The organism is Formosa sp. Hel1_31_208 (assembly GCF_900104785.1).
In the GTDB taxonomy this organism is placed as follows: domain Bacteria; phylum Bacteroidota; class Bacteroidia; order Flavobacteriales; family Flavobacteriaceae; genus Psychroserpens.
Map to the genome: position 1 here is coordinate 3,032,437 of NZ_LT629733.1, position 22,841 is coordinate 3,055,277.

22 protein-coding genes are annotated in these 22,841 nt (G+C 35.9%); 5 read left to right on the forward strand and 17 right to left on the reverse strand.

All coding sequences use genetic code 11. The features are described from left to right. Positions 1 to 27: 27 nt before the first annotated feature. From BLT57_RS13710 to bshC, 7 genes are all read right to left on the reverse strand, one after another. Entirely contained in the window at positions 28 to 1,671 is a 1,644-nt protein-coding gene (locus BLT57_RS13710) for a CTP synthase (RefSeq protein ID WP_091426498.1), read from the reverse strand. Positions 1,672 to 1,804: 133 nt separating this feature from the next. After that, positions 1,805 to 2,035 carry a DUF3820 family protein gene (locus BLT57_RS13715; protein WP_091426499.1) on the reverse strand — a complete coding sequence of 77 codons (231 nt, stop codon included), beginning with the start codon at positions 2,033 to 2,035 and terminating at the stop codon, positions 1,805 to 1,807. A 1-nt stretch (position 2,036) separates the two neighbouring features. Beyond that, a complete protein-coding gene (locus BLT57_RS13720; RefSeq protein ID WP_231928709.1) occupies positions 2,037 to 2,579 on the reverse strand; it encodes a hypothetical protein in 543 nt (180 codons plus the stop codon). Then, positions 2,579 to 2,980, reverse strand: coding sequence for an OsmC family protein (locus BLT57_RS13725; RefSeq protein ID WP_091426501.1), 402 nt, complete (start codon positions 2,978 to 2,980; stop codon positions 2,579 to 2,581). Before BLT57_RS13725 ends, BLT57_RS13720 begins: the two co-directional genes overlap by 1 nt. Continuing rightward, entirely contained in the window at positions 2,977 to 4,881 is a 1,905-nt protein-coding gene (locus BLT57_RS13730; RefSeq protein ID WP_091426502.1) for a LysM peptidoglycan-binding domain-containing protein, read from the reverse strand. Before BLT57_RS13730 ends, BLT57_RS13725 begins: the two co-directional genes overlap by 4 nt. A 77-nt stretch (positions 4,882 to 4,958) precedes the next feature. Next, positions 4,959 to 6,494, reverse strand: a complete 1,536-nt coding sequence (guaA, locus tag BLT57_RS13735; protein ID WP_091426504.1) for a glutamine-hydrolyzing GMP synthase — start codon at positions 6,492 to 6,494, stop codon at positions 4,959 to 4,961. A gap of 55 nt (positions 6,495 to 6,549) precedes the next feature. After that, a complete protein-coding gene (gene bshC, locus BLT57_RS13740) occupies positions 6,550 to 8,151 on the reverse strand; it encodes a bacillithiol biosynthesis cysteine-adding enzyme BshC (protein ID WP_091426505.1) in 1,602 nt (533 codons plus the stop codon). A gap of 119 nt (positions 8,152 to 8,270) precedes the next feature. Between bshC and BLT57_RS13745 the strand changes: the two genes are divergently transcribed. From BLT57_RS13745 to BLT57_RS13755, 3 genes are all read left to right on the forward strand, one after another. Further along, on the forward strand, positions 8,271 to 10,766 hold the full coding sequence (locus BLT57_RS13745; RefSeq protein ID WP_091426507.1) for a M14 family metallopeptidase: 2,496 nt from the start codon (positions 8,271 to 8,273) through the stop codon (positions 10,764 to 10,766). Positions 10,767 to 10,790: 24 nt separating this feature from the next. After that, positions 10,791 to 11,333 (forward strand): DUF4287 domain-containing protein, encoded by a 543-nt coding sequence (locus BLT57_RS13750; RefSeq protein WP_091426508.1) that lies wholly within the window; start codon positions 10,791 to 10,793, stop codon positions 11,331 to 11,333. Between the two features lie 100 nt (positions 11,334 to 11,433). Continuing rightward, positions 11,434 to 12,246 carry a hypothetical protein gene (locus BLT57_RS13755; protein WP_091426509.1) on the forward strand — a complete coding sequence of 271 codons (813 nt, stop codon included), beginning with the start codon at positions 11,434 to 11,436 and terminating at the stop codon, positions 12,244 to 12,246. A 16-nt stretch (positions 12,247 to 12,262) separates the two neighbouring features. Here the strand turns inward: BLT57_RS13755 and rimO are convergent, their stop codons facing one another. Next, positions 12,263 to 13,567: a 30S ribosomal protein S12 methylthiotransferase RimO gene (rimO, locus tag BLT57_RS13760; RefSeq protein ID WP_091426511.1), complete on the reverse strand. Its 1,305-nt coding sequence runs from the start codon at positions 13,565 to 13,567 to the stop codon at positions 12,263 to 12,265. A 104-nt stretch (positions 13,568 to 13,671) separates the two neighbouring features. On the opposite strand from rimO, the gene BLT57_RS13765 reads away from it, so the two are divergent. Next, a complete protein-coding gene (locus BLT57_RS13765) occupies positions 13,672 to 14,763 on the forward strand; it encodes a serine hydrolase (RefSeq protein ID WP_091426512.1) in 1,092 nt (363 codons plus the stop codon). On the opposite strand, the gene BLT57_RS13770 is transcribed toward BLT57_RS13765, so the two are convergent. The 9 genes from BLT57_RS13770 to BLT57_RS13810 all read right to left on the reverse strand — a co-directional run bounded on the left by BLT57_RS13770 (position 14,760) and on the right by BLT57_RS13810 (position 21,455). Further along, a complete protein-coding gene (locus BLT57_RS13770; protein WP_091426513.1) occupies positions 14,760 to 16,448 on the reverse strand; it encodes an amidase family protein in 1,689 nt (562 codons plus the stop codon). The genes BLT57_RS13765 and BLT57_RS13770 overlap by 4 nt on opposite strands. A gap of 139 nt (positions 16,449 to 16,587) precedes the next feature. Next, entirely contained in the window at positions 16,588 to 17,562 is a 975-nt protein-coding gene (gene ftsY, locus BLT57_RS13775) for a signal recognition particle-docking protein FtsY (RefSeq protein WP_091426515.1), read from the reverse strand. A gap of 144 nt (positions 17,563 to 17,706) precedes the next feature. Beyond that, positions 17,707 to 17,859, reverse strand: a complete 153-nt coding sequence (locus BLT57_RS13780) for a DUF4295 domain-containing protein (RefSeq protein ID WP_091426516.1) — start codon at positions 17,857 to 17,859, stop codon at positions 17,707 to 17,709. 6 nt (positions 17,860 to 17,865) lie between these two features. Further along, positions 17,866 to 18,048, reverse strand: a complete 183-nt coding sequence (gene rpmG, locus BLT57_RS13785) for a 50S ribosomal protein L33 (RefSeq protein WP_091426518.1) — start codon at positions 18,046 to 18,048, stop codon at positions 17,866 to 17,868. Positions 18,049 to 18,076: 28 nt separating this feature from the next. Then, positions 18,077 to 18,313 carry a 50S ribosomal protein L28 gene (rpmB, locus tag BLT57_RS13790; RefSeq protein WP_091426519.1) on the reverse strand — a complete coding sequence of 79 codons (237 nt, stop codon included), beginning with the start codon at positions 18,311 to 18,313 and terminating at the stop codon, positions 18,077 to 18,079. Positions 18,314 to 18,394: 81 nt separating this feature from the next. After that, a complete protein-coding gene (locus BLT57_RS13795) occupies positions 18,395 to 19,642 on the reverse strand; it encodes a competence/damage-inducible protein A (protein ID WP_091426521.1) in 1,248 nt (415 codons plus the stop codon). Next, the gene (locus BLT57_RS13800; RefSeq protein ID WP_091426523.1) at positions 19,642 to 19,983 is read right to left on the reverse strand and encodes an Hpt domain-containing protein; all 342 of its coding nucleotides are present in this window, start codon (positions 19,981 to 19,983) and stop codon (positions 19,642 to 19,644) included. Before BLT57_RS13800 ends, BLT57_RS13795 begins: the two co-directional genes overlap by 1 nt. Beyond that, positions 19,983 to 20,594 (reverse strand): fumarylacetoacetate hydrolase family protein, encoded by a 612-nt coding sequence (locus BLT57_RS13805; RefSeq protein ID WP_091426524.1) that lies wholly within the window; start codon positions 20,592 to 20,594, stop codon positions 19,983 to 19,985. Before BLT57_RS13805 ends, BLT57_RS13800 begins: the two co-directional genes overlap by 1 nt. A gap of 84 nt (positions 20,595 to 20,678) precedes the next feature. After that, positions 20,679 to 21,455 (reverse strand): 3'-5' exonuclease, encoded by a 777-nt coding sequence (locus BLT57_RS13810; RefSeq protein ID WP_091426526.1) that lies wholly within the window; start codon positions 21,453 to 21,455, stop codon positions 20,679 to 20,681. Positions 21,456 to 21,580: 125 nt separating this feature from the next. Here BLT57_RS13810 and BLT57_RS13815 point away from each other — a divergent pair, with 125 nt between their 5' ends. Then, the gene (locus BLT57_RS13815) at positions 21,581 to 22,768 is read left to right on the forward strand and encodes a DUF1624 domain-containing protein (protein ID WP_091426858.1); all 1,188 of its coding nucleotides are present in this window, start codon (positions 21,581 to 21,583) and stop codon (positions 22,766 to 22,768) included. Positions 22,769 to 22,841: the final 73 nt, after the last annotated feature.

Consider the following 22,841-nt stretch of genomic DNA (forward strand, 5'->3'; position numbering starts at 1 on the left):
CTGAGTTTATCAAAAAGCTATCCAGTATTAGTTTTGTGCCATACTGACACTATTATTATCTGTTTTAAAATTTAAAGCGGCTTTCACAAACGAAACGAAAAGCGGATGTGGATTCGCCACAGTGCTCTTGTATTCTGGATGATATTGCACCCCTACAAACCAGTTGTGCTCAGGAATTTCAATAATCTCCACCAAGCCAGTTTCAGGATTTAGTCCTGTAGCTTTCATACCAGCATCTTCAATTTGTTGTAAATAAACGTTATTGAATTCATAACGATGTCTATGACGTTCCTCAATAGCTTCCTTCTTATAGACACTTTTAGCAATACTGTCGTCAATTATTTTACAGTCCCATGCTCCAAGTCGCATAGTTCCACCTTTATGAGTTATTGTTTTTTGTGATTCCATGAGGTCGATAACAGGATGTGGTGTATGTTCATCCATTTCAGTAGAATTTGCAAGTTCTAAACCTAGGACATTTCTGGAATATTCAATAACTGCCATCTGCATACCAAGACAAATTCCTAAAAACGGAATATTGTGTTCACGCACATATTTTACAGCTTCTATTTTACCTTCAATACCGCGTTCTCCAAATCCAGGTGCTACGAGTACACCATGTAAATGTTGTAATTTTTTTGCGGCATTATCTGATGTCAAATATTCAGAGTGTATGGATTCTACTTTAACTTTGACTTCATTCTCTGCACCTGCATGAATAAAAGCCTCTAAAATAGATTTATATGAATCTTGTAGTTCAACGTATTTACCAATAAGACCAATCGTCACTTCTCCTGATGGATTTTTATGACGACTTAAAAATTGATTCCATCTCGTCAAATCTGGTTTCGAGCTTTCTAAAGCTAACTTTTTAAGTACGACTTTGTCAAGACCTTCATCCAACATCATATTGGGAACATCATATATGGTCGAGGCATCAATAGATTGTATAACCGCTTCTGGACGCACATTACAAAACTTAGCTAACTTCTGGCGTAATTCATCTGGTAATTCATGTTCTGTACGACAGACTAAAATATCTGCCATTACACCACTTTCCATAAGCGTTTTAACACTGTGTTGAGTTGGTTTTGTTTTTAACTCACCCGCAGCTGACAAATAGGGCACTAACGTCAAGTGAATAACAATTGTATTGCTTTCGCCTAATTCCCATTTTAATTGTCTAACGGCTTCTACGTATGGCAAAGACTCAATATCACCAACGGTCCCACCAATTTCGGTAATAACGATATCATAATCTCCTGATTTCCCTAGTATTTGTACTCGGTGTTTGATCTCGTCTGTGATATGAGGAATAACCTGTACTGTTTTTCCTAAAAACTCACCACGACGTTCTTTTTCGATCACGCTTTGATAGATTCGGCCAGTAGTCACGTTATTAGATTGACTTGTTGGGACGTTTAAAAAGCGTTCGTAATGCCCAAGATCTAAATCGGTTTCTGCCCCATCATCAGTCACATAACACTCTCCATGTTCGTACGGATTTAAAGTCCCGGGATCTACGTTAATATAAGGATCTAATTTTTGAATTGTAGTTCTGTAGCCTTGTGCCTGAAGCAATTTTGCTAAAGAAGCTGCAATAATCCCTTTTCCGAGGGAAGAAGTTACACCTCCAGTTACAAAGATGTATTTGGTATTAGTTGTTGTCATGTTGCGCCGTTAAACGCAGGCAAATTTACAAAATTTAAATAGTTATTATGGCATTACTTTAGGGTTTAATTATTAACAGTAATAATTGCAGTTTTAAAACACCATAAGCCCCAACAATGCACTACGAATCGACCTATTTAGGATACCTCTTTTTTATATTCCTTATCAACTCTTCCAAACCATTCAGTTTTAACTCGTAGACCTGAGTAAGCATATCGCCTAATTTTCCTTTAGGAAAGCCTTTATTGTGATACCATACCACATAATATTCTGGTAAATCTATGAGGTAACGCCCTTCATATTTACCAAAAGGCATTTTGGTATGCGCCAGTTTAATAAGAAAGTCTTTATCGGGTTGCAACATGTTATTTGGATTTGTAAGCTCTAAATTTGTTCAGTTCATCTTTCACAAATTGAGACCATATTGCTTGACGCTCCATATGAATTGAATTTTGTGTTTGTGTGTCGTAAGCATGCTGCATTTTTGCTAAGTCAGCATTAGTTTTTTGATGCAATTCACCTAAGTCCTCATTAATATTTTGAGACACTTTTAGTTGTGCAATACCATAGCGCAATTGACGCACATGAAGTTCGGTAATATCAAAATGCAATTGCTCATGTGCCAATATATGATCATTACCACTATCACTGAGATACCATGATTGTTCTGGATAAAAGTGTGCTTCAGCATTCGCTTTAAAACTCACATTTCTACCATTGGCTTGTTGGACAGAAAAGGAAAAAGTAATCCCTGAAGCTGTTACAGCCACAGCATCAGAGTTTGGATCTATGTTACCTTTAAAGTCTGACCATGATAATTTCTTTGATTCATTCCAAGTAATAGTTACCTCATCACGAGATGCGGTGTTCAAAAGTAAAAAGAAAAGGACTAAAAGTCTCAACCCCATTATTTCCAGTTAAACGTGATATTTTTTTCAATATCAGGATGTAAACTGTAATGCACAGGACAGGTGTTTGCTGTATGTTCTAAAATTTTTCGAGTCTTTTTATCCGCTTCAAAAGGAAACTCCATAACCACTTCGATTTTAGAGATACGTCTTGGGTTGCTCGCCATCGTTTTGGTGATTTGAGCAATTGTTCCTGTCATATCTACGCCTAAATCTCTGGCTTTAATTCCCATTACGGTAATCATACAACTCGCTAATCCCGTAGCAACAGTATCTGTAGGAGAGAACGCTTCGCCCTTTCCATTATTGTCTATAGGTGCGTCTGTAATGAAGGAATTGTGCGATTTTATATGAATACTTTCTGTTCTTAAATCACCTAAGTAAGTTACTTTTGAGGTCATTGTTTTGCTTCTACTATGGTTAAATTATCATATTTCACGATATAGACAGCTTCGTTATAATAACCTCCGAATAGCTTTTTAGCATAACGAAACTTGTTTTCAACGTATTCAGTTTCTACTATATCAGAAGAAGCCTTATACAAATTATCTTCACTCGCTAAACGCAATAAAAGATCCATTGTTAAGTCAAACCCACGCACTGCATATCGGTTAGGACTCACATTATAAGCTCTTCTGTACGCACGGATAAATCCGTTATCGGTATCCGCAACGGCAGTTTTATGAACTGATGGGTAATGAAACTTCAAATTTGACAAATGATAATTTGAGATTTCTCGACCTTCAAATGCTCTATTTTTATTTGTGGTCATTAAAACGATTTCCTGTTCATCACTATTTAAACCGTTAATCATACTAATCACGTTTGACGCAAAACCTTCATTGTCAGTTTCTAGAAAAACGATATTACGCCCATTTTGAAACACATTTTCTAAGTCAGTTTGATAAATAAAATAAGCTTCCTCCCCTTTCTTATTCTTTCTTGAGAGTATTTGTTTGCTTTCAGGGAATAAACCCTTCAACTTATCACTAATCGCTTTATGTTTGGAATCTGCAATTATCAATACATGTTTGGGTAGTGAATCTGATTGCACAAACTCTATCATTGTTTCTTCAAGTAATTCTGCCGAAGGAATAGTTTGAAATACATTGCTGTAAAGATTAACTGGCATAGAATACGGTGACACTACAGGTATATTATCTTTTTTCAATTCTGCAGCCACACGCTCTAAATTTTTCGGCATTAATGGTCCAATAACGGCATCATAATCTGAAAAATCATTTGCATCCAAAATATTAGAGAGTTCTGTTAATTGATTTCTTGTATCGAACACTTTCAAATAAGTAGAGATACCAAGTTGTTTTGCAGAATCAATGGCTATTAAAGCACCTGCATGAAAGTCTAATGACACTGACAAGAGGCGGTCTGTTCTTATTTTTTTCTTTGCTTCTTGAACGGAATCGACATCGACTTGATGCGTTCTATATGGGAGCATTAATGCAATTTTCTTCTCGCTTAGATTTGTCAAATTAGTCGAGAGGTTTGTATTATCAATATCCTTAATCACGTAATCCGTTTTAACGTTCTGAGGTAAGCGCAAGACCATGCCGAGTTTTAATCCGTCTTCTTTCAAATCTGGATTTAAGGCTTCCAATTCCTCTTGAGTTACGCCCAATTTTCGGTTAAGAGCCATATAGCCTTCACTTTTTAAGACTGTATAATAGTTGAATTCCTCTTCTACCGTTTTCTCTTCATTATTACTTATGTTAGGCACATTTACTTCCTGTCCAGGTTGTAAAACTTCATCTAGATTAGGATTTAAAGCTTCTAATTCTGGTACTGTAATTCCAAATTTATAAGCCACACGCCACTTTCCTTCTTTTGGTAACACCTTATACTTCTTCACGGTATTATTCAGTGACACCTTATTCACGATGGTTTTATACTTCGGGATTTTAATCCTGTCACCTTTCTTTAGATTTTCAGCATATAATCGCTCATTATGCTTTTTAATATCTTCTATTTCAATACCATATTTTTGAGATATACTGAACAACGTTTCTTTACGTCTTACTTTGTGCGTTTTAAAACTGACAACCTCTTTAACGTCCTTAGGAATCGGCTCATTCTTTACCCGTGATGTTGGAATAATTAAAACCGTATTTACTCCAATGGATTTTTTAGCATCTGGATTTAAGGCATAGATATCAAAAGGTGTTACTAAATACATTTTAGCAATACTTTCGATAGTCTCACCCTTTTGAACCGTGTGTGTCTTATAATTCTGAGCTATTGCATAGCTACTGCAAAGGAAGACAAGTATAATTATGATTTTTTTCATTCAAAATAGTTTTATGTGCAATCGGTCTACAGACCTTTTATTATAAGAAACAAATTCAGCACATAAGTCACATCAATTTATTCCCATTCAATAGTTGCAGGTGGTTTTGAGCTAATGTCATACACTACTCTATTAACGCCTTTCACTTTATTTATTATCTCATTAGAGGTTTTTTGCAAAAACTCATAAGGAAGATTTACCCAATCTGCAGTCATTCCATCTGTACTTTCTACAGCTCGAAGGGCGACGCATTTTTCATAGGTTCTCTCGTCTCCCATGACACCAACACTATTTACTGGGAGCAACATTGCTCCAGCTTGCCAGACTTTATCGTATAAATTCCATGAGCGTAGGTTATTAATAAAAATAGCATCCACCTCTTGTAATATACGTACTTTTTCTCTTGTTAGATCTCCAAGAATTCGAATTGCTAAACCAGGTCCTGGAAAAGGATGTCGCCCTAGCAGCTGCGAATCCATATTCATAGAAGCACCAACACGTCTTACTTCATCTTTAAATAATGCTTTCAAAGGTTCTACCACTTTAAGTTTCATAAAGTCTGGTAGACCTCCTACATTATGATGACTTTTAATAGTCGCACTTGGTCCGCCAGTTGCAGAAACACTTTCAATTACATCTGGATAAATAGTTCCTTGAGCTAACCATTTTACATCTTGTATACGATGCGCTTCATCATCAAAAACCTCAATGAACACACGACCGATTGCTTTTCTTTTTTTCTCTGGATCGCTTTCACCTTCTAAAGCATCCAAAAAGCGTGCCGAAGCATCTACCCCTTTCACATTAAGTCCCATACCCTCATATTGGTGTAAGACATCTTCAAACTCATTTTTCCGAAGTAATCCGTTATTTACAAAAATACAATAGAGGTTTTCTCCTATTGCTTTATGCAGCAGCATAGCCGCTACTGAAGAATCTACACCTCCAGACAACCCTAAGACCACCTTATCATTACCTAATTTAGCTTTTAGACCATCTACAGTTTCTTCCACGAAAGATTGTGGTGTCCAGTCTTGTTCTACTTTTGCGATTTTGATTAAGAAATTATGTAATAGTTGGTGACCGTCTGTAGAATGATATACTTCTGGATGAAATTGAATGGCGTAGGTCATTTCACTTTCAATCTTAAAGGCCGCATTTTCCACATCACTAGTACTTGCTAAAAGCACACCTCCAGCTGGTAGTTTCTTGATGGTATCACTATGGCTCATCCAAACCTGACTTCCTTCATGGATATTTTCAAAAAAGTCTTCATCTGGTTTTATAAAACCTAAATTGGCTCTTCCATATTCTCTGGTATTTGATTCTGCCACTTCTCCTCCTGAAAAATGTGCTAAATACTGAGCTCCATAGCATACGGCTAGCATTGGCTTTTTTCCACGAATACCTGAGAGATCTGGATGAAGAACATCTTCACCCCTTACCGAGTTTGGACTACCTGATAAAATAACAGCTTTAAAACTATCAGAATCAGAAGGAATTTTGTTGAATGGATGAATTTCGCAGTAGATATTTAACTCTCTAACGCGACGTGCAATAAGCTGAGTATATTGCGAACCGAAATCTAAAATAAGGACTTTATTGTGTTGCATGTGCAAAAGTAATAATTGCTGCTAAAACTAAAACAACAACAGCACAAATTTTACACTAAATTGTTAACACTGAAAACGAGCCTTTAAGTGGTTCTAATTCTTGGATTAAAGTTTGGATTATTGCATCTCCGTACTCTAAATAAAATTCTGAAAAATTCATGTTGCGCTCTTGCAGACTATGACTAGGAAATAGTTCATCTTGAATTTCGGCAACACGTTCAAGATGATCCTTAAGCTTGCGTTTTTGAGCTTTCAATAAACGCTTTTCCAATTTTTCTAATCCTTTAATTTGCTTACGCTCTTGAGCTGCGACCGCACCTTCAAAAGACTTATCGGTCGCTTGGGCAATTTTGTAAAGGTCTTTAAACTGTTGTTCCAACTGTTGCTTTTGAGCGGAAAAATCAATCTTAATTCCTGATATTTGTTTTGTAACTTTCGTTTTCAGTTCGTTTTGATTTAAAAACAAATCCTCTATGGAAACGTCTAATTTTTGAAGTTTCTCTTTTTGCTTATCGGTCATAAACAACACCGAATTACGCAATAGCAACATGGGAAACACAACGTTTTGGGCTTCAAAATTAGATTTAAGCTGCAACCAATAGGCCAACTCACCTCCTCCTCCTATATAACACAGGTTTGGCAAAATGACTTCCTGATACAAGGGACGCACAATCACATTTGGAGAAAACCGTTCAGGCATCTCATTCAGGTGTTGGAGCAATTCCATCTCGCTCCATTGAATTTCGGTATTGTTAACACGAAACACACCTTGATCCTCAACAATGCGCTCACGTAATCCTTCAGTAATGTAGAATAGATTTATATCTCTTGGATTGACTTGTATTTTATAATTTCCGTCGCAGGCATTTAAGCTATCGTTGGCTAGCGAGACTTTATGATGTGATGTTTTAGTGATTAACTCGTCTTTTACATATGGAATAAATAAGCGCTTTAAATCCTTGTCATTTCCATCAATAATTACAAGTCCGTGTGCACCAAACAATTCATTAACCAAATAACGCATTGCTTTGGCTAGATCCTGATGTTTTAAATAGGCATTGGCAAATAAATCTTTTATTCGTTTGGCATTCGTTGTATCCCCAAGTTGACTTGCATATACCTCGAATACGACCTCCAAGCCATTCAAATCTAATTCACCAACAGCTCCGGAAGCATTGCGGTTCCATTGGACTTTTTTTCCTTTAAAATTGAAAAAGTTGATCTCATCGAAATCATGATCTTCAGAAGCCATCCAATACACAGGAACAAAGTTTTGATTGGGATAGTTTGTTTTCAATTGCTTACATAAATTGAGCGTTGAAATGATCTTATAGAAAAAATAAAGTGGCCCAGTAAACAAATTAAGCTGATGTCCTGTTGTAACTGTAAAGGTGTTTGGGTCACTTAATACCTTTATATTCTTTTTTGTGCCTTCGGAAATTTTATAACCTTCGTACTGCCGTTCTAAAGCTTGCACCAATATCATTCGGGTTTCAGAGGCAAAGGCAGCTTGTTTTTCCTTTATTTGTGCCTCAAAACCCTCAATATGAGGAAAACGATTATAGAATGATTTCAGTTCTTCTTTCTCATCTAAATAATCGCATATTAAGGAAGAAAAATAATTGGTATCTCTAAACGGAATACAGTCGGTTGGCATAGTTACAATTCAATTCAAGCGTAAATATAATGCTCTTAACTTTTTTTAAGTCCTAAATTTTAGTTAATTCAGGAGCACTTCATATCTTTACTGCTATCATTCTCAATTAGATTTTACATATGATTAGATCTCTATCACTATTTGTGGCTTTCGTATTAACACTAACCACATTTGCACAAAACCTACAATCCCCTTCAGAATTTTTAGGTTATAACTTAGGAACAAAATTTTCAAGACATCATCAAGTTGTCGATTATTTTAAACATGTTCAAACCGAAAATCCGCAGCGCGTTAAACTTATGCAATATGGCGAAACCAATGAGCGTCGACCATTATTGCTGGCCTTTGTGACTTCCGAAGCCAATATGAATACACTTGAAGTTATTAGAACAAACCATCTAAAAAATGCTGGACTGCTTGACGGCACAGCATCAACAAATGACATCGCTATTGTCTGGTTAAGTTATAATGTGCATGGTAACGAAGCATCAAGTACTGAAGCGTCGATGAATACGATATACAAATTACTCAGTGAAAATAAAACCTATTTAGACAACACCGTCGTCATTATTGATCCCTGTATCAATCCTGATGGTCGCGACCGTTACGTAAATTGGTACAATGAAACAGCTAGTGTCCCGTATGATATTGACCAACAAGCTAGTGAGCACAACGAACCTTGGCCTGGCGGTCGACCTAATCATTACTTATTTGATTTAAATAGAGATTGGGCATGGGCAACACAGGTAGAAACTACCGCACGATTAAATGCCTATAACCAATGGATGCCGCATATTCATGTCGATTTTCATGAACAAGGCATTAATGAACCTTACTATTTCGCACCAGCAGCCGAACCTTTTCACGAAGTAATTAGTGATTGGCAACGTAATTTTCAAACTCAAATTGGAAAAAATCACGCGAAGTATTTTGACGCTGAAGGTTGGTTATACTTCACACGTGAACGCTTTGATTTATTATATCCTAGTTATGGTGACACCTACCCAACCTATATGGGAGCTATTGGAATGACCTACGAGCAAGCTGGACACGGACGTGCTGGTCTTGGGATTTTAAATGATGAAGGCGATGAATTGACATTAATAGATCGATTAACTCATCATACAGTTACTGGACTATCTACTGTAGAAATCTCATCTAAAAATGCGGTAAAACTAAACACGGAGTTCGCTAAGTTTTTTGATAACTCAGGATTGAATTTCAAAAGTTATGTCTTAAAAGGAAATGTCAACAAAATTAATAGCCTCACTAAGCTTTTAGACAAACACGAGATTGCGTACGGATTTGCAAAAAACGGAAAAGTAAGCGGTTATAAATATTCAACGGCAAGTCAAGGACAAATGAATACATCATCAAATGATTTGGTAGTGAGTACGAATCAACCGAAAGGAAAAATGGTAAAAGTCCTATTTGAACCTAATGCGAAACTAAGTGATTCTCTAACTTATGATATCACGGCATGGAGTGCACCTTATGCATATGGGCTAGAGGCTATTGCTAGTAAGACTGCAATTAGTAGTCAAAAAAGAATTACTGATGCACAGCTACCTACAACGAACACATCAGCAACAGGTTATGTTATGGCGTGGAACTCTATGCAGGATGCAAAATTTCTAGCAGCATTACTTAAGCAAGGTATAAAAGTTCGTTTTACGGAAAAACCGTTTACAACACAAGGCAATACTTATGACAGAGGCTCCTTAATTATAGTGCGAGGTGATAATAAAAAAGCAGAAGAGTTTGATGCTATCGTAATAAATAGTGCCTCTAAATTTGGTCGAAATCCAGACGCTATATTGTCAGGATTCTCAACTTCAGGACCTGACTTTGGGTCACCTGATATCAAATTAGTAAACCCTCCTAAAATAGGAATCTTAGCTGGTGATTATACGTCATCTTTAAGCTATGGCGAATTGTGGCACTTTTTTGAACAACAACTACACTATCCAATTACGTCATTAAATACAGAAAACTTAGGGCGCACCAACTTATCAAAATACAACGTTTTGATTATGCCAAATGGATATTATAACGGTCTTTTAGATGACACAGTCATGGACAAACTCAAAACATGGGTGCAAGCTGGTGGCAAGCTCATTGCTATTGATGGCGCATTAAATAGTTTTGCCGACAAAGAGGGCTTCGGATTAAAACGAAATCAACAACAAGAAGACACTATACAAAACAAAGATGATTCTCAACTTGTAAAATATGCCGATAGAGAACGCTCATATACCAACAATCTCATCACGGGTGCTATTTTCAAAAGTGATGTAGACGAGACACACCCTATGGCTTTTGGTTATAGCGACACGTACTTTACGCTTAAACTAGGGAGTTCATCTTACAGTCTTTTGGACAGTGGCTATAACGTTGCTTATATTGATAACAATCCTAAAAAAGTATCTGGTTATGCCGGTAAAGATGCTTTAAAACGCTTGGGCAACTCTTTAGTATTTGGAGAGCAGCGCATGGGAAGCGGTAGTTTGATTTATATGGTAGATAATGTGATGTTCAGAAGCTTCTGGGAAAATGGCAAACTATTTTTAGTAAATTCTATTTTCTTTGTAAATAACAATTTAGCTGAGTTGTAAATAAAAAGCAAGAAATTAAGAGATATGGACAAAAGCTTACAAACCATGATTAGTAATATGCCAGAGAAAACTGGTAAATCATTAGAGCAATGGATATCCATTCTTAAAGAAAAAGACTTTACTAAACATTCAGAAGGTGTAAATTTCCTTAAGCAGAAACACGGCGTAACACACGGTTTCGCAAACACAATAGTGACCTTATCCAAAAGTCAAAACGATGCGCCTGAAGATTTAGTCACCAATCAGTACAAAGGCAAAGAACTTCTATTTCCTATGTATGAAAAGCTCCTAGCTGCAATTCATACATTAGGAAATGACATTACCATCACACCAAAAAAATCAAGTGTAAGTGTAATTAGAAAACGACAATTCGTATTAATTAAACCTGCAACTAAAACACGTATTGATCTTGGACTAAAGCTACCCGAAAAATCAATAACAGATAGATTAGGTAGCTCTGGTCCTTTTGGAACGATGTGTACGCATCGTGTTCAAATTACTTCGATAAATGATATTGATGAAGAATTAATTGATTGGATGAAAGAAGCTTATGACAGAGCAGAATAGGATTTCACATAAAGTTTACACTTTTTTCACATTTAATCTGTCTATATGAGTATCAATCCATGATATATTTGAATGATATTAACTTCAAAATAAATCTGATATGAAAAAGCACGTGATTACAGTTAGCACAATTCTTGTTATTTTAAGTATCGTAATAATTGGCTTTACTAACTGGAGCGCCAAAGAGACTGCCGAGGTAAACTTATCGAATAAAAAAACTCTTGCTTTTGAAAACCAAAATATGAAACGGTCAAATGACAACGTCATTCCTGAGCTGTATTATGGCGTAGATACTCGATTTACAGCCATCAAAAAAACAGACCTTGCTAAAGTGACTACAATTTACGATTTCCTTACTGATGAAGAGGCCCAACAAATAGCTCACATTAATTCTGTAAAGGTGATCATCATTAAAGACAATCAACAATCTGAAATGCAAGAATATGGAACAGATGCTCATCTCACTGATGCTCAAATAAAACTAATAAGATCAACGGAACATTTTAACCATTTTACAATTAGAACCGATTTTAAAGAGAAGCATAAGGACACTGGAAAAATGGAAGAACGTTTTTTCGGTCCGCACTTGACTGTTGTTCCAGATACACAAGCCATTTATATTGATGGTAAGGCGTCACTTATTAACTATCTTAAGGAGAACAGTAATGACGATATGACCATTATCACTGAAGGTAAACTTGGAGCGATTAAATTGTCTTTTATCGTAACAAAAAACGGAACTGTTTCAAATATAACACATGACGCGATGACAACAGGATATCCTTCTCTTGATGAAAAATTCATTCAACTCCTAAAAAATATACCTGGAAAATGGATTCCTGCTGAAAATTCAAAAGGCGAAAAAGTTGATCAAGAATTGGTGTTTACTTTCGGACCTGTAAATGGGTGTTAAACATTACCTAAAATAGTTAGTCAATTACCTCAGCATACAAATCAAAATCCTCGGCCTCAGTCACTTTAACTCTGGTATATTCTCCTGTTTTTATATAGGTATTTGTGGCTTCAATTAAAACTTCATTATCTACATCTGGAGAATCATATTCGGTACGACCAACAAAGTAGTTCCCCTCTTTACGATCAATAACGACTTTAAATTCTTGTCCGATTTTAGCCTGATTCAATTCCCAAGAAATTTGAGATTGGATTTCCATAATCTGATTAGCTCTTTCCATCTTCACATCTTCAGGCACATCATCTTCTAGGTTGAAGGCATGTGTGTTTTCTTCATGAGAATAGGTAAAGCACCCTAAACGTTCAAAACGCATTTCTTTGACCCAGTCTCTTAGCGTTTCGAAATCTTCTTGAGTTTCTCCAGGATAACCAACAATTAAAGTGGTTCTAATAGTCATTTCTGGCACTTTTGCTCTAAATGCTTTAAGCAAGTTCGTCGTTTTCTCTTTAGTGGTTCCACGACGCATACTTTTTAAAATAGAATCTGAAATATGCTGTAACGGAATATCAAGATAGTTACACACCTTAGGCTCGCGATTCATCACATCTAATACATCCATAGGGAAACCTGTTGGAAATGCATAATGCAAACGTATCCATTCAATACCTTCAACTTTTACTAGGTGTTCTAGTAATTCGGCGAGATTCCGTTTTTTATATAAATCTAATCCGTAATACGTTAAATCCTGAGCAATCAAGATAAGCTCCTTAACACCATTAGCGGCTAATTTTTCTGCTTCAATTACAATCTCTTCAATTGGAGTACTCTTATGTTTTCCTCGCATTAAAGGGATTGCACAAAAACTACAGGGTCTATCACATCCTTCTGCAATCTTCAAATAGGCATAGTTTTTTGGTGTTGTTGTTAAACGTTCTCCTATGAGTTCATGCTTATAATCAGCTCCTAAAGCTTTTAATAATTGTGGTAATTCTGTCGTTCCAAAATATTGATCTACATTAGGAATTTCTTTCTGTAAGTCTGGCTTGTAACGTTCACTTAAGCAACCTGTTACAAAAACTTTATCAACCTCACCTGCCTCTTTTTTTTGCATAAATTCCAAAATGGTATTCACACTTTCTTCCTTAGCATTATTAATAAAACCACAGGTATTGATAACTACAACATTTCCTTCTTCTTCATGAACAACGTCCTTCCCACTGGCTTTCAATTGTCCCATTAACACTTCGCTATCATAGACATTCTTGCTACAACCTAGTGTTACGACGTTAATTCTGTTCTTTTTAAGTGATTTGGTTCTCATAGTCAAATTTCAGATGGCAAAGATACACAATGATTTATGATATATTTGTTTTGTATGGATTAAACCTTATCATAGCTGAAAGGTCTAATTTTAAATATTGAAGAATGAAACTAAGGTATTTTTTTATAATTCTAATATGGAGCTTCTTTAGTATCGGTTGTTCTTCGGAAGCTAACGAAACGCCAATTCCTCAAGATCAAGAACCACTGCCAGCAGCTATTTACTTTCCGCCTCTCGATGGCAGTGACACTTGGGACACAAAATCGGTAGCCGATTTGGGATGGAATGATAACCAATTACAACCGCTTTTAGACTTTCTAGAAGAAAACAATTCGAAAAGTTTTATCATAGTTCACACGGGGAAAATCGTTGTCGAAGCCTACATGAACGGTCATTCCAACAGTTCTCTCTGGTATTGGGCAAGCGCTGGAAAAACACTAACTACTACTGTTACAGGTATTGCGCAAAATGAAGGCTTATTGAATATCAATGACAAAGTTTCGGATTATATCGGCACGGGATGGACAAGCACCCCTTTAGAAAAAGAAAATTTAATTACTAGTAAACATCTCTTATCTATGACTTCTGGATTAGACGATAGTTTAGGTGATGACATTTCCACAGAAAACCTTCAATATCTTGCCGATGCTGGCAATCGTTGGGCTTATCATAATGTCTATGTCAAGCTTCAGGATGTGGTTGCTAGTGCCAGTGATCAAACTTGGTCTAACTATTTTAATACCACACTCAAGAACAAAATCGGAATGTCAGGAGCTTGGATTCAAAACAACGATTATAGTGTATACTGGAGTGATACTAGAAGTATGGCTCGTTTCGGACTCATGATTTCGGCCAATGGAAAATGGGAAAACACACCAATTATATCAGAAGACTTTTTGAATGTAGCCATTAATACGTCTCAACCTTTAAATGAAGCCTATGGCTATATGTGGTGGCTCAATGGAAAATCGACCTTTAGACTACCTCAATCACAACTAGAATTTCAAGGAGAACTTATTCCGAACGCGCCAAGTGATATGTATTGTGCATTAGGCAGAGATGACCAAAAGATTTACATTGTACCTAGTAAAAATATCGTTGTCATCCGCATGGGAGAAACTGCCAATGATGTCAACTTTGCCTTATCCTCATTTGATAATGACCTTTGGGAAAAAATCAATGCTTTAATTAACTAGTTATAATTTTTAGGTGCGACTCTCATTCTAGAAGCTTGTTCATAGACATAAGCCCATTCTAACAATTGCTTCTCGCGTAACCGAGAACTAATAAAGGTAAGGCCTCTTGGCGCACCAGTTTCTGTATACCCCATAGGAACAGTTAAGGCAGGGTATTCGGCAACTGCTGCAAAACCAGCGTGGTAATTATTGATAGATAAGATGCCATCTAAGTTTTGAGCAGACATGGGTTCATCGAAAAAACGTTTCCCATTTGTTTTTAAAACACTTTTGAGTGCTTCAAATTCTATAGTGGTACTAGAATCTTCAGAAACGCCATAAAACAATTTTTGTCCGTAAGGCATAATGTTCAAACTATCTGTACGATTAAATGCTATAATATCTTCAAGAGATGTATATTCTAGATACGGATTGCCGTAATCTTTTAAATAATTTACTAAATCTGTTTTCATATCTAGGTTTAATAACCGCACAAAATTTGGAAGCTTTATATCTTGTGGCTCAAGCTCTACAATTACTGCACCTTGTGCCCTTAAGGTTTTGATTGCTTTATTATAAAGTGAGTCTGACATAAGCGTATTAAATGCTCCAAAGCGTTTTCCCTGAACACTTGCTTCTTCCAGTCCTTTAAAATAAAATGGTTTACTCCATAGGACCTGAAGTGATTTTGAATCGGATATATCTTCACCAAAAATTGCATCTAAAACGATGGCATTATCCATTACGTTTTTTGTGATTGGTCCTGCAGTATCTAATGTAGATGAGATGGGTATAATACCCGCTCGACTCACCAATCCAATAGTAGGTTTTAATCCAACCGTTGAATTTTGACTTGCTGGTGATAATATAGAACCTGAAGTTTCGCTTCCAATAGCGGCAGCACAAAAGTTCGCTGCAACGGCAACTCCACTACCAGCGCTTGAGCCTCCAGTATCCATGATTTTACGGCCGTATGGATTCAAGGTTTGTCCACCAATTGCACTATAACCACTAGGACAATCACCACAGAAAAAATAAGCCCATTCACTCAAATTAGCTTTACCTAAAATGATGGCATCATTTGCTTTTAATTGAGAAACGATAAAAGCATCATTTGTCGTATTATCTTTCAGAGCCACAGCGCCTGCAGTGGTTGGCATTCCTGACGCATTAATATTATCTTTTAAAAGGATCGGCATTCCAAATACTGAGTAATTAAAATCTGCATATAGCTCCATGGTTGTTAATTTTGCGTCTTTAGCTCTGGCCTCTTCAATCGCATTAGGATTAATACTGATTACCGAATTTAAGGACAATTCGTTCTCTCGATCAAACTTTCTAATTCTGTATAAATAAAACTTTGTTAGTAATTCATATGACAGTTTTCTGTCTTGAATATTCTTTTGAAGTGTTGGAATGTCCTGATCAAGAATAACTGATTTTAAAGAATTATAAGTCTCTTCAGTAAAATCTTTTAGATCATCATTTATGGAATTCCAAAGCTCCGTTTGATTAATATATTTTGAATCTAAGACTTTAAAATCGGTGATGTCTTTAGTCGAAATATCACTAATATCATTCTCGTCTTTGATTTCTTGAGGCGCCTCATCTGAGGTTTCTACTGAAGTATTGGTTTCTTTTTTCTCTTCGGAATTTTTACAGCCAAATGTAATACACATTAGGCAACACAGTATTATATATCTCATGGTTAGCAGTTTTTATAAAAATACGGAAAAATGCGTTTCGACTAGTACCCAAATTAGCAGAAAGCTAATTGCGCATTTCAAAAGGAATAATGATGTCTTTTTCGCGTTGGTTATCGGTCTTAGAGTAATTGTGCTGTATTTATTTAAAGAAACTATCTACAAACTCGTACTTATTAAATACTTGCAGGTCTTCAATACCTTCACCTACTCCAATATATTTAACTGGAATTTGAAACTGATCGCTAATACCAATGACCACACCTCCTTTAGCGGTACCGTCAAGCTTCGTCACTGCCAAGGAAGTGACCTCGGTAGCTGCTGTAAATTGTTTTACCTGTTCAAAGGCATTTTGTCCTGTAGAACCATCCAGCACTAAAAGCACATCATGTGGTGCATCATCAATCACTTTTTGCATCACACGTTTCACTTTAGTCAACTCATTCATTAAATTGACTTTATTATGCAAGCGTCCTGCGGTATCAATGATAATTACGTCGGCGTTTTGGTTAACTCCTGATTGCAGTGCATCAAAAGCCACACTAGCAGGATCACTCCCCATTTCTTGGCGTATCATTGGCACATCCACACGGTCTGCCCATACTTGAAGCTGATCAATAGCTGCAGCTCTAAACGTATCTGCCGCTCCGAGAACGACATTCAATCCTTTCTTTTTAAATTGATAGGCAAGTTTTCCAATGGTTGTTGTTTTTCCAACTCCATTCACTCCAACCACCATTAAGACATACGGTCGCTTTGTCCCATCGGCTTGTTTTGGTAATTCTGGAATCACATAATCTGTATCTTCGCCAGAATTAGTTTCAGACAAGAGACCTGCAATTTCTTCACGTAAGATTTGATTTAATTCTGAAGTACCTAGATACTTGTCATTTGCAACCCGTTCTTCTATGCGCTCAATGACTTTCAACGTTGTATCGACTCCCACATCACTTGAGACCAACACTTCTTCTAGGTTATCTAAAACGTCATCATCTACTTTAGACTTACCTGCGACTGCTTTATTAAGTTTAGAGAAAAACGTTGTTTTGGATTTCTCTAAGCCTTTGTCTAAGGTTTCTTTTTTTTCCGAAGAAAATATCTTTTTAAAAAAACTCATTGGTTATAGGTATTTATAAGTTCTAGTCAAATGTCAAGCCGAAAATTAAATCTGCTATTTTGGCAGAAATTCTCTCAAATATAGACATAAAAAAACTGCTTTCACGTATGAAAGCAGTTGGTGATTAAACATAAGATGCTTAATTTATTTTTTACTTAAAAACTCATTGACAAACTCTGGTGCCATTACTGACTCAACAAACATGTAAGCGCCAGTTTTTGGAGATTTAACCATTTTGATCGCTTTGGTAAGTCTTTTAGATCCTGTTTGTAATGATGCTACTGATTTCTTTGCCATGACTTATTATTTTATCTCTTTGTGAATAGTCATACGCTTCAAGATTGGATTAAATTTCTTAATCTCCATTCTGTCTGGCGTATTCTTTTTATTTTTAGTAGTAATGTAACGCGAAGTTCCTGGTTGCCCAGACTCTTTATGCTCTGTACACTCTAATATAACTTGTATTCTATTTCCTTTCTTTGCCATTTTACGTGTCTTTTAACGCGTTATGCTATTATTTTAAAAATCCTTTGGATTTAGCTTCTTTGATTGCAGCAGAAATACCAATTTTATTGATAGTCTTCAATGCTGAAGTTGATACTTTTAAAGTTACCCACTTATCTTCCTCAGGAATGAAGAAACGCTTTTTGATTAAGTTAGCGTTAAATTTACGCTTCGTTTTATTCATCGCGTGAGATACGTTGTTTCCAACCATCGCTTTCTTTCCAGTAAGTTCACAAACTCTTGACATTTCTTTCTAACTTTAAATTATGTTCTTTTAAAACAGGCTGCAAATTTAATAAAACTTTACAATACCCACAAACTAAAAGTGCTACTTTTTTAAAATTTCTTTCTGTAGCATTTCAAAGGCTTTGTTCGCTGCTTTATTGATAACTTTAACGCGATGATTTCCGAAACTAAACTTTTCAGAATAAACACTGTCTTTTGTAGCAATCGCAATGTAAACAATCCCTATATCTTCAGCTGTATCATCTTTTGTTGGCCCAGCGTTTCCTGTAGTTGCTACTGCAAAATCGGTATGCATTAATTGCAATACATTTTTTGCCATACTTTCAGCAACTTGAGCACTCACGACAGAATATGTATCAATAAGTTCTTCGGAAATATTAAGCACGTTAATTTTGGTCTCTTTTGTATAGCTTACAATGCTACCTTTAAAATATTTAGAGGCTCCGGCATTGGTTGTAAATCGCTCTGCTATGAGTCCGCCAGTGCAACTTTCAGCGGCAGCCACCGTTTTATGTTGTTCCGTTAAGTAATTTCCAATAATAGCTTCGATGGAGATATCTTCTTCAAATCCTGCAAACACATCTCCAATTTGAGGTAAAAGTAGATTGGTTTGTTTTTCCATTTCAGCGGCTATCATCTCTTTATCATTTCCTTTAGCTGATAAACGCAACCTTACACGTCCTAAACTAGGCAGGTAGGCTAACTTGATAAAGTCTGGCAATTCATTTTCATAAGCTTCAATGCGCTCTGCAAGTGCACTCTCACCTACACCATAGGTGAGGAAAGTTTTATGTTGAATGTATGGAAATTTAAACTCTGCTCTAAGTTTAGGCATTACCTCATCGTCTATTAATGCTTTCATTTCATAAGGCACACCTGGTAATGAAATAAATACAGTATCATTTTTTTCGAGCCACATCCCTGGAGCGCTTCCATATTTATTCATCAATACCTGAGCTTTAGAGGGCACAAGAGCTTGATCCAAATTCACTTGCATGATAGGCTTCTTAACAAACACCTTCCAAATATGCTCTATATTTTGACGTACGGAAAAATCTTCAATGAGTCGATCGTTAAAATAATCGGCCATAGTTTTTTTGGTGATGTCGTCTTTTGTAGGTCCTAAACCACCAGTTAAGATTACAATATCAGCATTTGCTTCGGCTTCTTCAAGCGCCTTTAAGATATGGGTTCTATCATCCTGAACAGATGTAATTTGATATACAGATACCCCTATTTTATTAAGTTGTTTTGCTATAAAAGCTGAATTTGAATCTATAATTTGGCCAATGAGAATCTCATCACCAATCGTAATTATTTCTGCCAGCATTATAGGTTAAAGTCTTGTTTGATTTCTGCAACAGCGTGCTCTACAGCCTGCAATACGAGATTTAATTCTTTCGTGCAGTCTTCACCACGTTTTTCAAATTTTCCCCAATCTTGAACTATAATAAGATCTTGAAGCACACCCAACTCGAATAAGTCTATAGTAGGTTTCATTTTGTGTGCTGCTTGATAGGTATTGTAGAAATCTTCAGCTGCTACTGCTTTTTTGAGTCGTTCAGCATCTTCAGGCACTTCTTCTAAAAAAGCTTCTGCTAATGCATTAACAAAATCCATGTCATTATCTGCTAATTCTTTTACTCTCGCTAATTTGTAGTGTTGTTCCATTATTTTATTGTAATTGAAAACAATTGTTTGTCTTCGATATATCCCTTTAATTTATCATTAGCAATAACTTTGCCAACTCCCGATGGCGTCCCTGTAAATATAATATCTCCAATCTTTAAAGTAAAATATTTTGACACATATTCTATAATCTCGTCAATCTTCCAAAGCATTAAACTGGTATTTCCTTTTTGAACAATCTCATCATTTTTTCGCAAACTAAAATTGATTGCATTGACATCTTCAATATCAGATTTTGGCAGCCAGTCTCCTATGACTGCTGCGCCATCAAAGGCTTTGGCTTTTTCCCACGGTAAGCCTTTAGCTTTGAGTTTTGACTGTAAATCACGTGCCGTAAAATCGATCCCTAAACCAATTTCATCATAATATTTATGGGCAAACTTTTTGGCAATATGTTTTCCTACTTTGTTGATTTTTACCAGAATTTCCACTTCGTGATGTACATCTTCCGAAAAATCTGGAATAAAAAAGGGCTGTTTCTTTAATAAGATAGAAGTATCTGGTTTTAAGAACACTACTGGATCAGTGGGTCTCTCATTTTCCAGTTCTTTAATGTGTTCTGTATAATTTCGACCTATGCATATTAACTTCATAACTTTTGCTATTCCTGCAAAGGCAGGTTTCTTCTTTTTCTAATTTATATATTACTTATGTCCCTGCGCTTTCAGGAATTACGATTAACTCAATTTATTGTTAAATGCTCTTAACTTGATTGCAGTTAGCACCTTTTTGGTATACAACGGGAAATCAGCATTGAGTAACCAGCCAAAATAGCCAGGTTCATTTTCTAGAACATCTGTAACCAACTTCCCTTTATGCTTTCCAAATGAAAAACATTCTTGTTCATCTTTATTGTAAGCAATAAATCCAGCGAAATCTGCGAAACGTTTTCTTGAACTGAAATCAGCCAAAAACTTGGCGTCATTTTCTAAGTCTTCATAACGATCCAATTGCGCCTTTAGCACTTCATAAGTTGCCAAAGTGTCTGCCTCAGCACTATGAGCATCGTCTAAGTTTTTATCACAATAAAATTTGTAAGCTGCACTTAAAGTACGCTGTTCCATTTTATGAAAAATAGTCTGAACATCAATAGACTGGGCGTTTTTCATGTCAAAATCTATTCCAGCACGTAGCATTTCTTCTGCCAAAAGAGGAATATCAAAACGATTAGAATTAAAGCCTCCTAAATCTGAATCTTTAATCAGATGATACACTTCTTTGGAGATATCTGCAAAGGTTGGTTTGTCGGCAATATCAGCATCAGAAATCCCGTGAACTAAAGTCACTTCTGGCGGAATTGGAATGGTTGGGTTAACACGCTGAGTGTAGGTGTCCTCAGTTCCGTTAGGATGCACTTTTAAAATTGAAATTTCAACGATTCTATCGTTTGTGATATTGATTCCAGTTGTTTCTAAATCGAAAAAACAGATGGGCTTTGTGAGATTGAGCTGCATGTCCTATTAATTTTAAACAAAGGTAAATAGAATATGTGGAATGACTGGTTTTGGCTTATGGAATAAATTAGCGAACTTCGTTGCGAGGTGATTTAAACTCACCACTAACAAATAATCATATCAATATGCAAATCAAAACCAACCGCATTGAGTCTATTGATGTTTTAAGAGGTCTTGTAATGGTAATTATGGCATTAGATCATGTGAGAGATTATACGAACACGGGCTATCTCTTCATTAATCCAACAAATATGGATTCTACGACACCTGCATTATTTTTTACGAGATGGATTACCCACTTTTGCGCACCTGTTTTTGTGTTTCTTGCAGGTACCTCTGCATTTTTGTTTGGCTCAAAACAACCAACAAAAAAAAACCTCTCAAAATTTTTATTTACACGAGGACTCTGGCTAATTTTTATAGAACTAACAGTTGTCAATTTTGCTTGGACTTTTGATATCGGTTTGGGTGTACACATTTTTCAAGTGATATGGGCTATTGGTATTTGTATGATGTTTCTGGCTGCTTTAATTTATCTACATAAAACACTGTTATTGGTGTTAGGTTTTATCATTCTTATTGGTCATAATCTTTTAGATGGCATTACTGTACAAGGCAATGATCCACTTTCATTATTATGGTATTTCACACATCAACAAGGATCAGTAGCATTCAATAATGGGGAAAGTTTACTATTTATTGCTTATCCATTTTTACCGTGGTTAGGCATTATGGTTTTAGGCTATTGTTTTGGACATTTTTACCAGAAAGGATTTGATATTAAGATTCGTAAAAAGTGGCTACTTTATATGGGTTTAGGTGCTATAGCTCTATTTATAAGTATACGTTTTATTAATATCTACGGAAATTTGACACCTTGGAGCGAACAAAAAGATGGTGCGCATACATTAATATCTTTTTTAAATACAACTAAATATCCACCATCGTTGTTATATACATTAATGACGCTTGGTCCGGCTATGCTGTTTTTATATATTATTGAATCTGTAAAGAATTGGTTTACAAATATTTTAGTAGTCATAGGACGTGTACCATTTTTTTACTACATTATTCATTTGTATGTGATTCACCTTTTCGGATTAATAGGTCTGACACTTTTAGGTGAAAATTGGAAAGAATTAGTTTTAACTCCTCAACGATTCATGAGTAAATATCTTGCTACTAAAGGTTATGATCTATGGGTTACTTACCTGATTTGGTTTATTACTATTGTATTACTCTATCCATTATGCAAAATGTATATGAAATATAAAGCCAACAATAAAGACAAATGGTGGTTGAGTTATTTATAGGATTCTAACCTAGAATAGAAAAGCACAATCCTAAAATTGTGCTTTTTTTATTGGTGTGATTCCTACTTTTGAA